The following is an 11562-nucleotide window of genomic DNA, read 5'->3' on the forward strand; positions in this document are numbered from 1 at the left end:
CGGTCAGCGCCGTACGGCCCGCTTCAGATAGCGGGCCCGGCGTGCCACCCGCCGCACCGTCGCGTTGCGCGGAATGAACGCCAGCTGACTCGGTACGACCCCGGGCAGCGCCAGCGAGGCGATCCGGCGGCGTTTGAAGTAGCGCCAGGTCCGGGCGTCGAGGCGGGTCGACAGGTACTTCTCGGCGGTCGGACGCAGCTCCGGGTACAGCTTGGCCTGCATGGCGTAGCCCACGGTCCGCACCAGCTCGGTCAGGGCCGCGGCGTCGATGCCCGGCCGCTGCTCGGTGACCGCGGCCGGGTCGGCCAGGTCGGGCAGCAGCGCGTCGGCGATCGTCACCGGCACCCGGTTGCTGTTCTCGTACGGCGTCAGCCGGTCCAGCAGCGTCTCGGTGCCGACGCGCGCCACCGGAAGCCCGTACAGCGCGGACGCGGTGAGCAGCGCGGTGGAGAAGCAGCCCACCACCAGCGCCGGGCGCGTGCGCTGGAACAGCACCTCGGCGAGGACCGGCGTCTCCACCACGGCGAGGTCGACACCGAGCCGCTCGGCCTCCCGCTCCAGGGTGCGGGTGAAACGGGCCGGGGCCGTGGGATGCGCCTTGAACACCACACGCGTGTGCCCGAGACCGGCCACGCCGGTCAGCATCCGCACGTGCAGGTCCTCCTCCTCGTCGGCGGACAGCACGCCCAGCGCCGACAGGTACTGCCCGAGCAGCAGCGCCGGCTCCCCGGACTCCGGCAGCCCGTCGCCCGTGTCCGCCAGCTCGGCCAGCACCGCGGTGAACCGCCCGGACGGCACGATCTCCGGCTCGACGCCGAACTCCGTCAGCAGCAGCGGGGTGAGCCCCGGCACCAGGTCCAGGTGGAGCAGCCGCTCCACCCGCCCGCCGACCAGCGGGTCGAGCTTGGTGCGCGTGGGGCCGTAGCTCATCAGGCCGTCCGCGTACACGGTCAGCGGCGCGTCGGTGAAGATCTGCGCGACGCCGAGCGCCGGGTGCACCTGGAGCGACTCCACGACCAGCGCCACGTCGTCGTCGCCGATGTCCCAGGCCAGCCGCAGATGCCGCTCCCACATCGGCACGTCCCCCAGCCGCGGCGACCAGCCGCTCGGATGGAAGGGGAAGATCGTCTCGTTCCAGGACACCACGTCGTCGAACCGGTCCCGCAGCCGCTCGAACCCCGGCATCCGGTCCACCGACGGGGTCGTCTCGGGCGTCGCCGCGTTGTTGGAGACCAGCAGGATCCGCCGGTCGGCCGCGTCGAAACAGCCGCTGTCCAGGGCCGCGGCGAGCGTGGCCGTGCCGTACAGCGTCGACGCCAGGAAGATCTGCGTGCTCACGCCGCCGCCCCCGCTCCCGGCCGGCCCGCCGGCGTACGACGCCGCAGCCGGCGCAGCCGCGTGGCCCGCTCGACGTCCATCGAGCCGAGCGCCTGGTCGAGCGCGTCCTGCGGCATCCGGCGCAGCGCCGCCGCGCTCATCTCCTTGAGTTTGCGGGCCACGGCAGGCTCGAACCTTTCGATGGAACCGAGATGGTGGGAAATGATCGCGCAGTACGTGCGCACGGCCTTCGGCAGCAGCCGCGCCGCGTCCGCGTCGCCCGCCGCCCCCTCGACGACCTCGTCGAACGCGCGGATGAAGTCGAGCTGGCGGACGTCTCCGATCTGGGTCAGCGAGTCCGCCACCCCGCGCCGGTAGAACACCCCGAGCAGCTCGGTCACCGCGAAGGACTCCGCCTCCCGGTGCAGCCTCCAGATCCACGGCCGGTCCTCGGCCGTGCGCAGTCCGTCGGTGAAGTGCAGCAGCCCCCGCTCGGCCAGCCGCCGGTGGTAGACGCCCGCCCACGCGTAGGCGTAGTCGACGGAGGTGGGCCGGTGGGCCGGGAGGATCGCGTCGCGCGGACGCAGCGCCACGTCGCGGCGGCCGTGCGGAACCCGGTGCACGACGCGGTCCCGCCCGGTGCACTGCACGTGGTCGATGCGCACGAAGTCGACGTCCAGCCGCTCGATCGCGTCCACCAGCCGGGCGCAGTGGCCGGGCGCCAGCCAGTCGTCGCCGTCGAGGAAGGTGACGTACTCGCCGCGCGCCCGGTCGATGCCGGTGTTGCGGGCGGTCGCCAGACCACCGTTGCGTTCGTGTCTGACCAGCACCGCCCCCGGCAGCTCGCGCTCGGCCCGCGCGAGGAGGTCCACGGTTCCGTCGCTCGAGCAGTCGTCGACGAGAATGAACTCGAAGTCGTCCCGCGCGTTGGCGAGCAGACTCCGCAGGGTGTCTGGTGCGTATTGCCGCACGTTGTAGAACGGCACGATGACGGAGAGCTTGGGCACGTGAGCGACGTTATGCGTCGGCTCCGGGCCGCGCCGTTACCGAGAACTTGACAATGCGTGAACGAAACGTGGCGAAGTCGTTAACCGAGCGCCTCCAAAACGACTCCCCGGGGTCAGTTCCGCGCGGGGCGATGTGCTGTTCACCTTTTGTTGGATTCCGGTTGGGCCATTACTAGAAATGCCTTCCTAGCGTCTACGGCGTGCCAGCAAGTGCAACGAAGGCCCTGAGAGTCGCCGTTCTGGCGGACTCCGACACCCGGTGGAAATGGGGCGCGCTCACCGCGACCCGCGTCTCCCCCGGGGGTGCGGACATCCACCTCGACGGCTACCTCCTGCGCGGCCGAGCCACCCCCACCGCCCGCCAACTGCGGGAAGTCGGCGTCACCGCGGACTCGCTCCGCGAGGTGACCGCCGTCGAGTTCCTGCGCGCCATGGACCACGCGGCGACGGACGACGCGGAGGGCAGGCAGCCCTACGACCTCCTCGTCCTCGCCCTGGTGGGCGGCGGCGTCCAGGCGATGCTGCACGGCCTCGGCCGGCTCTGGCGGGACCGTACCGAACGGCCCGTCGTCGTCACCGGCTACGTCGGCGTCGTCTACGAGAAGCTCGCCGACGGCCTGCTGCTGCGCCACGGCGCCGACCTCGTCCTCGCCAACTCCCGCCAGGACGCGGACCGTTTCCGCACCGTGTACGAGGGCGTCGGCGCCGACGCCGCCGCGGTGACCGAGGTCGCCCTGCCCTTCCTGGGCGGCGCCGCCCGCACCGGCGAGCACGACCCGTCCGCGAAGCAAGGGCGCAGGCCCTACACGGTCGCCTTCGCCGCGCAGCCCTCCGTCCCGGACAGCCGCACGGACCGCACCTACCTGCTGAACCGCCTCATCGGGCACGCCCGCCGCCACCCCGAGCGCGAGGTGCTGCTCAAACTGCGCTCCAAGCCCGGCGAACACACCACGCACATCGAGGAACTGCCCTACCAGAAACTGGTGCAGCGGGCCGACCCGCCGCCCAACTTCCGCCTGGTCTACGGACACATGGGCGAGGTCCTGGACCGCACCGACCTGCTGGTGACCATCAGCTCCACGGCCGCCCTGGAGTCACTGCACCGCCGTATCCCCACCGCCGTGCTGACCGACCTCGGAGTGCGCGAGGCGCTCGGCAACCACCACTTCGTGGGCTCCGGCTGCCTCGCCTCCTGGGACCAGCTCGACGCGGGCCACCGCCCGGCGGCCGACCCCGAGTGGGTGGCCCGGCAGGGCGTGGCGGCGGACGGCGGCTACGAGACCGCCTTCGACGAGGCCCGCGAGCGCATCGCCGGACTGCTCGGCCGGCCCGGCGGCCTGCCCCCGCTCGCCCCCTACTACACACCCGTCACGGCCCCCGGCTACCTGCCCGGCATCCTCGCCCGCCACCACCTCGGCCCCGACGGCACACCGCTGCCCGGGGCGCCCGCCGCCGACCGCGACCCCGGCCCGGTGCGCCAGATCGTGCGCCGGGCGGCACGCGGCGCCTACCGGCACGGCGTCCAGCGGGTCGCCCCGGTGATCCGGCGGATGGGGGAGCTGTGACCGGCCCGAACCGTCTCCAAGGAGTACCGACCATGTCCCAACCGGAAGCGGGCCGCGGCGCCTCGGTGCCCCGGGTGCTCGCCGTGATCCCCGCCCGCGGCGGCTCCAAGGGGGTGCCCGCCAAGAACCTCGCCCCCGTCGGCGGCGTCCCCCTGGTCGCCCGCGCCGTACGCGAATGCCGGGCCACCCGCCTCGTGACGGACGTCGTCGTCTCCACCGACGACCAGGCCATCGCCGCGGCGGCCCGCGAGGCCGGCGCCGAGGTCGTGCTGAGGCCCGCCGCCATCGCCGGGGACACGGCCACCTCCGAGGCGGCCGTACTGCACGCGATGGACACCCACGAGGCCCTGCACGGCGCCGCCGTCGACGTGGTGCTCCTCGTGCAGTGCACCAGCCCCTTCCTCGTCCGCGAGGACATCGACGCGGTGGCCGGCGCGGTCGCCGAGGACGGCGCGGACACGGCCGTCACCGTCGCCCCCTTCCACGGCTTCGTCTGGCGCGACGGCGACACCCCGGCCGACGGCGGACACGGCGTCAACCACGACAAGGCGTACCGCCCCCGCCGCCAGGACCGCCCCCAGGACCTGCTGGAGACCGGCGCCGCCTACGCCATGGCCGCCCCCGGCTTCCGCGAGCACCGGCACCGCTTCTTCGGCCGCACCGAACTGGTCCGCACCGACCCGGCCCGCGTCCTGGAGATCGACGACCCGCACGACCTGGCCCGCGCCCGCGCCCTCGCACCGCACTTCGACGCGGCCCGGCCGGGCGCCCTGCCCACCGCCGCCGACATCGACGCGGTCGTCCTCGACTTCGACGGCACCCAGACCGACGACCGGGTGCTGATCGACTCCGACGGACGGGAGTTCGTCTCCGTCCACCGCGGCGACGGACTCGGCATCGCCGCCCTGCGCCGCAGCGGCCTGACGATGCTGATCCTGTCCACGGAGGTGAACCCGGTCGTCGCCGCCCGCGCACGCAAGCTCAAGCTGCCCGTGCTGCACGGCATCGACCGCAAGGACCTCGCCCTCAAGCAGTGGTGCGAGGAACAGGGCATCGCGCCCGAACGCGTCCTCTACGCCGGCAACGACGTCAACGACCTCCCGTGCTTCGCCCTCGTCGGCTGGCCCGTGGCGGTCGCGAGCGCCCACGACGCCGTACGCGGCGCGGCCCGCGCGGTCACCACCGCCCCCGGCGGCGAGGGCGCCGTACGGGAGATCGCGACCTGGCTCCTGGGCCCGTCCCTCGACGTCCCCGCTCCCCTCAGCCTCACCCCCACCCCCACCCAGTCCACGTAAGGAACCCCCTGCCATGAGCACCAACTCCCGCATCCGCACCTTCGGCACCCGCGAGGCCGGCCCCGGCCGCCCCGTCTACGTCACCGGCGAGATCGGCATCAACCACAACGGCGACCTCGAGAACGCCTTCAAGCTCATCGACGCCGCCGCCGAGGCCGGCTGCGACGCCGTCAAGTTCCAGAAGCGCACCCCCGAGATCTGCACCCCGCGCGACCAGTGGGACATCGAACGCGACACCCCCTGGGGCCGGATGACGTACATCGACTACCGCCACCGCGTGGAGTTCGGCGAGGACGAGTACCGGCAGATCGACGACTACTGCAAGTCCAAGGACATCGCCTGGTTCGCCTCCCCGTGGGACACCGAGGCCGTCGCCTTCCTGGAGAAGTTCGACGTCCCCGCCCACAAGGTCGCCTCCGCCTCCCTGACCGACGACGAGCTGCTGCGCTCCCTGCGCGCCACGGGCCGCACGGTCATCCTCTCCACCGGCATGTCCACCCCCCGCCAGATCCGCCACGCGGTCGAGGTCCTGGGCAGCGACAACATCCTGATGTGCCACGCCACGTCGACGTACCCGGCGCAGGCCGAGGAGCTGAACCTGCGCGTCATCAACACCCTCCAGCAGGAGTACCCGAACGTCCCGATCGGCTACTCCGGCCACGAGACCGGCCTGCAGACCACGCTGGCCGCCGTGGCGCTGGGCGCGGTGTTCGTCGAGCGCCACATCACCCTCGACCGCGCCATGTGGGGCTCCGACCAGGCCGCCTCCGTCGAACCGCAGGGCCTGACCCGCCTGGTGCGCGACATCCGCACCATCGAGGCCTCCCTCGGCGACGGCGTCAAGAAGGTCTACGACTCCGAGCTGGGCCCGATGAAGAAGCTGCGCCGCGTGAACGGCGTCGTCGCCGAGGCGGAGATCGCCGCCGCCGCGGGCGAGCCCGTCACCGTCTGACCACCGGCCACCGAGTCACTCACCACGGGACGGTCCCCCACCGATGAGCCCCCGCGCCGGGACTGCCGGCCCCCGCACCCTCGCCTTCGTCGAGAGCCCGGTACAACTGCTGAACGTGCTGGAGTGGGCGCACACCCGCGCACCCGGCGCGGAGCTCACCCTCGTGGTCCTCTCACCCGTCGACCCGATGACCCGCGGCCAACTGCGCCGCATGGCGGAACTGGCCCGCACCGAGGGCCACGAGATCCGCTGGGAGGAGGCGCGCGGCGGGGCGACGGCCCCCTTCCGCACGGTCGGCGGCCTGACGACCCTGCTGCGCAGGGCGGACCGGATCGTGCTGGGCGACCCGTTCTCCCGCTACGTACAACTGCTCCTCACCATCACCCGCGCCCACGACCTGGTCGTCGTCGACGACGGCACGGCCACGATGGAGTTCGTCACCCAACTCGCCCACGGCGAACGCCTGGTGCGCTGGCACCGCAAGGGCAGCCGCCCCGGCCCGCGCGACCTGCTCTTCGCCCCCGTCTCCCGGTCCGCCCGGCACCGCCTCACCCCGGCCCCGGACCGCCGGGTCTCCGTCTTCTCCTCGATGCCCATCGAGGACGTCCCCGACGGCGTCACCGTCACGGCGAACGACTTCTCCTGGACCCGGTCCCGCTTCGGCCCGCCCCGCATCACCAAGGGCGCCGACATGGTCGGCACGTCCCTGGTGGAGACGGGCGTCGTCGACGGCGACCGCTACCTGGACGCCGTACGCGGCCTGGCGAGGACCCACGGCGCGGCCCGCTACTTCGCCCACCGCCGCGAGAGCGCCGAGAAACTCCACCGGCTGGCCGTCGAGACCGGCCTGGAGATCGTCCGCCCCGACCTGCCCCTGGAACTGATCGCCCGCCGCGGCCCGATCGGCCGCACCGTCCTCAGCTTCCCCTCCACCGTCGTCCACACCCTCCCCCTGGCCCTCACCGGCACCGAGGTCCGCGTCGCCGTCTGCGACATCGACCCCGCCTGGCTCACGGAGACGGCCTCACCGAGGGCCCGCGGGTTCCTGAGCGGGGTCACGGGGTCGGCGCGGGGGGTGCACCGGCTGTCGGCGGTGGCGGGGTAGCCCGCGCCTGAGCGAACCGGCAGGGGCCGGGCGAGTACGCGCACTCATGCCGCCCGGATGCATCCGATGACGCCGGTGGTGGTGCCGTTGGCGAAAACGCTCGCGCTCCGGATCGGCCTCACCGCGGCCGTACTGACTCCCCTCTACCACGCCCCTGCTGTCCGCCGTCTGTGCCGTGCCGCCCGGTTCGCGCTGCTGGGGCCCCTGGCCGCGGCGATCGCGCCGGCCGTGCGCCTGTGCCTTCGCGGCGCCGGCAGGTGAACCCCGGCGCCCCCGCCCGGTCCGCGTCCGGCAGGTGGACCCGGACGCTTGGAGCGGGCCGCGCGTGGTAACCGTGGTGAGGACGGGTGCCGTCGAGCGGTCGGGGCCGCTTGCGGTGGATCCCCCGGGATCGGCTCGGTCGGGAAGGCGGGCGAGTTTACCCAAGCGAGTCGACAGCTATGCGTAGGGCGGCCGGGTTTTCTTCCTCTAACGGGCTAAATTTTCGGTGATCGCCGTCAAGCGGTCGGCCGGGCGTCCTACTCTTCAGAGGGTGAAAGCGTTGATGTCCCCAGAGTCCGAGGCCGACACTCCCGGTGAAGCCGCGCTGCCCGGCACCTTGCCGGACGCGCTGCGTGCGGAGCTCGTGGCCTTCCGCCGCGACCTGCACATGCATCCCGAGCTGGGCAACCAGGAGTTCCGCACCACCGCCGCGATCAAGGAACGGCTGGAGCGGGCCGGCCTCAGGCCGCGCGTGCTGCCCATCGGAACCGGGCTCGTCTGCGACATCGGCACCGGCACCGACTCGGGACAGTGGTCCGGCGGACCGCGCATGCTCGCCCTGCGGGCCGACATCGACGCCCTGCCCATCCCGGACACCAAGAACGAGTGCCCGTACCGTTCGCAGGTGCCGGACCGCGCCCACGCCTGCGGACACGACGTGCACACCACCGTCGTCCTCGGCACCGGTCTCGTCCTCGCCGCCCTGCACGAGCAGGGCCTGCTGCCCCGCCCCGTGCGGCTGGTCTTCCAGCCCGCCGAGGAGGTGCTGCCCGGCGGCGCCGCCGACGCCATCGAGGGCGGCGCGCTGGACGGGGTGCGCCGCATCCTCGCCGTGCACTGCGACCCGAGGGTGGACGCGGGGCGGATCGGGCTGCGGGTCGGCCCCATCACCTCCGCCTGCGACCGGCTGGAGGTCGCCCTGAACGGCCCCGGCGGCCACACCGCCCGCCCGCACCTCACCACCGACCTGGTCACCGCCGCCGCCCGCGTCGTCACCGACGTGCCCGCGCTCGTCGCCCGGCGCGTGGACAGCCGCAGCGGGCTCGCCCTGACCTGGGGGCGGATCGAGTCCGGCCACGCCCCGAACGTCATCCCGCAGCACGCCGAACTCGCCGGGACCGTGCGCTGCCTCGACCTCGACTCCTGGCGGCAGGCACCCGACCTGGTCGTCGGCGCCATCGACGAGATCGCCAACCTGTACCGGGCCAAGTCCGAGATCACCTACGTCCGCGGCGTCCCCCCGGTCGTCAACGAGGTCACCAGCACCGAACTCCTCCAGGCCGCCATGGTCGCCCGGCGCGGCACCGACGCCGTGGAGGGCACCGAGCAGAGCCTCGGCGGCGAGGACTTCTCCTGGTACCTGGAGCACGTGCCCGGCGCCATGGCCCGCCTCGGCGTCCGGCCGCCCGGCGAGCGCACGGTCCGCGACCTGCACCAGGGCGACTTCGACGTGGACGAGCACGCCATCACGGTCGGCGTGGAGATGTTCACCGCGGCCGCCCTCATCGACGCCGTGCAGTAGGCGGTGCGGGGGTAAGTCCCGCTTCGATCCGCCCGTTTACAGGGCGGTAACCGGCCAGCGGCACGAATGGATAACGGCGCCGCGCAACCCCGTTCCCAGGAGTTTCTACGCGCGTTAATGTGCGCCGAACCGAGCGCCCGCTGCGGGGCTTTGGAGAATGGGGAACTTCAGATGCGTCGGATATCGAGACTGACCCGCGTCGCGGTGGGGGTCGCGTCGCTCGCGCTCGCCGCCACGGCCTGCGGGGGCACCAGTGGCGAAAGCGGTGACGACGGCGACGGCGGCGGGGACAAGGGCCTCGCCATCGCGTACGACGTCGGCGGCAAGGGCGACCAGTCCTTCAACGACGCCGCGTACGCCGGTCTCCAGCGGGCCCAGAAGGAGTTCGGCTACAAGACCGCCGACATCGAGCCCACCGACGGCGAGACGGACGCCGACAAGGAGCAGCGCCTCACCTCCCTGGCCAAGCAGGGCTACAACCCCGTCATCGGCGTCGGCTTCGCCTACGGCCCGGCGATGAAGGCCGTCGCCGCCAAGTACCCGGACACCACCTTCGGCATCGTCGACTCCGTGGTCGAGGGCAAGAACGTCGCGTCCCTCGTCTTCGCCGAGAACGAGGCCTCCTACCTCGCCGGCGTCGTCGCGGCCAAGGCCAGCAAGAGCAAGACGGTCGGCTTCGTGGGCGGCGTGGACGTGCCGCTGATCCACAAGTTCCAGGCCGGCTACGAGCAGGGCGTGAAGGACACCGACCCCAAGATCAAGGTCATCTCGCAGTACCTGACCCAGACCGCGGAGGAGGGCGGCTTCTCCAGCCCCGACAAGGGCAAGGCCGCCGCCGAGGGCCAGATCGAGAAGAAGGCCGACGTCGTGTACGCGGCGGCCGGTCTCTCCGGCCAGGGCGTCATCGAGGCCGCCGCCAAGGCGAAGATCTGGGCGATCGGCGTCGACTCCGACCAGTACCAGCAGGAAGCCCTCGCCGCGTACAAGGACTCCATCCTGACCTCCGCGCTCAAGGACATCAACGGCGCGGTCTTCGCCCTGGCCAAGTCCGTCGAGGACGGCAAGCCGCTCACCGGCACCCACACCTTCGACCTGAAGTCCAACGGGGTGGGCCTGTCCGACAGCAACCCGAAGTTCGCCGAGATCTCCGGCGCCGAGGAGGCCGTGGAGAAGGCCAAGACGGGCATCGTCGACGGCTCCATCAAGGTCAAGACGGAGTAGAAGGCGGATCGGACGAAGCGGGCGGGCGCCCCGGGTGCCCGCCCGCTTCCGCGTACCCCGGCCCCAGGGGCCGGACGTCACCCTCCGCCACCCCGCGTTCGCGGCCGGCAAGCCCCGAGCCCCCGTTCGCCCCGGCTTGCTCACGGGCGGATAACAAGGTGGACAGAAGGGGTTTTCAGGCAGGTCTACGCGCGTTAATCTGCGGCGAAGCCAGCGCCGCAGCCGAACCGTCCCCGGCGCTTGTACGACAGGAGCACCAGACATGCGCCGGATTTCCCGGATCACGGTCGCAGGCGCAGCGACCGCCTCCCTGGCCCTCGCACTCTCCGCCTGCGGTGGAACCTCGACCGACTCCGGTTCCTCGGAGTCCAAGGGCGACAAGGGTCTCGCCATCGCGTACGACGTCGGCGGCAAGGGCGACCAGTCCTTCAACGACGCGGCGTACCAGGGGCTGGAGCAGGCCAAGAAGGAGTTCGGCTACCAGACGGCCGACGTCGAGCCCACCGACGGTGAGACGGACGCCGACAAGGAGCAGCGCCTCGTCTCCCTCGCCAAGCAGGGCTACAACCCGGTCGTCGGTGTCGGCTACGCGTACGCCGCGCCGCTGAAGGCCGCCGCCGAGAAGTACCCGGACACCACCTTCGGCATCGTGGACGACGCCACGATCGAGGCGAAGAACGTGACCGACCTCGTCTTCAACGAGGAGGAGGCTTCCTACCTCGCCGGCGTCGCCGCGGCCAAGACCACCAAGACCAAGACGGTCGGCTTCGTGGGCGGTGTGGACATCCCGCTGATCCACAAGTTCCAGGCCGGCTACGAGCAGGGCGTCAAGGACACCGACCCCAAGATCAAGGTCATCTCGCAGTACCTGACGCAGACCGCGGAGGAGGGCGGCTTCGCCAGCCCCGACAAGGGCAAGACGGCCGCCGAGGGTCAGATCGAGAAGAAGGCCGACGTCGTCTACGCGGCGGCCGGTCTCTCCGGTCAGGGCGTGATCGAGGCCGCCGCCGCCAACAAGGTCTGGGCGATCGGCGTCGACTCCGACCAGTACAAGCAGGAAGCCCTCGCGAAGTACAAGGACTCCATCCTGACCTCGGCCACCAAGGACGTCGCCAAGGCCGTGTACAACCTTGCGAAGTCGGTCGAGGACGGCAAGCCGGAGACCGGTATCGTTCGGGGCGATCTGAAGTCCGGCGAGGTCGGTCTCTCGGACTCCAACCCGAAGTTCGCGGACAACGCCGAGCTCCAGGCAGCCATCAAGACGGCCAAGGACAAGATCATCAGCGGTGAGATCAAGGTCAAGAGCAGCTGAACGGC

The 11562-nt window shown here is 72.0% G+C and carries 10 protein-coding genes; 8 read left to right on the plus strand and 2 right to left on the minus strand.

Annotated elements, in window-relative coordinates:
• Positions 1-3 precede the first annotated feature (3 nt).
• Both BJ961_RS04500 and BJ961_RS04505 read right to left on the minus strand, forming a co-directional pair.
• Entirely contained in the window at positions 4-1338 is a 1335-nt protein-coding gene (locus BJ961_RS04500; RefSeq protein WP_271319996.1) for a polysialyltransferase family glycosyltransferase, read from the minus strand.
• Entirely contained in the window at positions 1335-2324 is a 990-nt protein-coding gene (locus BJ961_RS04505) for a glycosyltransferase family 2 protein (RefSeq protein ID WP_271319997.1), read from the minus strand. Before BJ961_RS04505 ends, BJ961_RS04500 begins: the two co-directional genes overlap by 4 nt.
• A 200-nt stretch (positions 2325-2524) precedes the next feature.
• Between BJ961_RS04505 and BJ961_RS04510 the strand changes: the two genes are divergently transcribed.
• From BJ961_RS04510 to BJ961_RS04545, 8 genes are all read left to right on the plus strand, one after another.
• Positions 2525-3889, plus strand: coding sequence for a DUF6716 putative glycosyltransferase (locus tag BJ961_RS04510; RefSeq protein ID WP_271319998.1), 1365 nt, complete (start codon positions 2525-2527; stop codon positions 3887-3889).
• Between the two features lie 32 nt (positions 3890-3921).
• Complete coding sequence (locus BJ961_RS04515; RefSeq protein WP_271319999.1) at positions 3922-5184, plus strand: N-acylneuraminate cytidylyltransferase; 1263 nt, start codon at positions 3922-3924, stop codon at positions 5182-5184.
• A 13-nt stretch (positions 5185-5197) separates the two neighbouring features.
• Entirely contained in the window at positions 5198-6136 is a 939-nt protein-coding gene (locus BJ961_RS04520) for an N-acetylneuraminate synthase family protein (RefSeq protein WP_271320000.1), read from the plus strand.
• A 43-nt stretch (positions 6137-6179) separates the two neighbouring features.
• The gene (locus BJ961_RS04525; RefSeq protein WP_271320001.1) at positions 6180-7241 is read left to right on the plus strand and encodes a hypothetical protein; all 1062 of its coding nucleotides are present in this window, start codon (positions 6180-6182) and stop codon (positions 7239-7241) included.
• 57 nt (positions 7242-7298) lie between these two features.
• Complete coding sequence (locus BJ961_RS04530) at positions 7299-7502, plus strand: hypothetical protein (protein ID WP_271320002.1); 204 nt, start codon at positions 7299-7301, stop codon at positions 7500-7502.
• A gap of 283 nt (positions 7503-7785) precedes the next feature.
• Positions 7786-9024, plus strand: a complete 1239-nt coding sequence (locus BJ961_RS04535; RefSeq protein WP_271320003.1) for a M20 family metallopeptidase — start codon at positions 7786-7788, stop codon at positions 9022-9024.
• Between the two features lie 171 nt (positions 9025-9195).
• Positions 9196-10245 (plus strand): BMP family lipoprotein, encoded by a 1050-nt coding sequence (locus BJ961_RS04540; RefSeq protein ID WP_271320004.1) that lies wholly within the window; start codon positions 9196-9198, stop codon positions 10243-10245.
• 262 nt (positions 10246-10507) lie between these two features.
• Positions 10508-11557 carry a BMP family lipoprotein gene (locus BJ961_RS04545; protein ID WP_271320005.1) on the plus strand — a complete coding sequence of 350 codons (1050 nt, stop codon included), beginning with the start codon at positions 10508-10510 and terminating at the stop codon, positions 11555-11557.
• Positions 11558-11562: the final 5 nt, after the last annotated feature.

It is taken from the genome of Streptomyces lienomycini (assembly GCF_027947595.1).
GTDB lineage: Bacteria > Actinomycetota > Actinomycetes > Streptomycetales > Streptomycetaceae > Streptomyces > Streptomyces lienomycini.

Coding starts and splice junctions, on each gene's coding strand:
- BJ961_RS04525 (WP_271320001.1), top strand. CDS start 6,180: ATGAGCCCCCGCGCCGGGACTGCCGGCCCCCGCACCCTCGCCTTCGTC.
- BJ961_RS04520 (WP_271320000.1), top strand. CDS start 5,198: ATGAGCACCAACTCCCGCATCCGCACCTTCGGCACCCGCGAGGCCGGC.
- BJ961_RS04515 (WP_271319999.1), top strand. CDS start 3,922: ATGTCCCAACCGGAAGCGGGCCGCGGCGCCTCGGTGCCCCGGGTGCTC.
- BJ961_RS04535 (WP_271320003.1), top strand. CDS start 7,786: ATGTCCCCAGAGTCCGAGGCCGACACTCCCGGTGAAGCCGCGCTGCCC.
- BJ961_RS04540 (WP_271320004.1), top strand. CDS start 9,196: ATGCGTCGGATATCGAGACTGACCCGCGTCGCGGTGGGGGTCGCGTCG.
- BJ961_RS04530 (WP_271320002.1), top strand. CDS start 7,299: ATGCATCCGATGACGCCGGTGGTGGTGCCGTTGGCGAAAACGCTCGCG.
- BJ961_RS04545 (WP_271320005.1), top strand. CDS start 10,508: ATGCGCCGGATTTCCCGGATCACGGTCGCAGGCGCAGCGACCGCCTCC.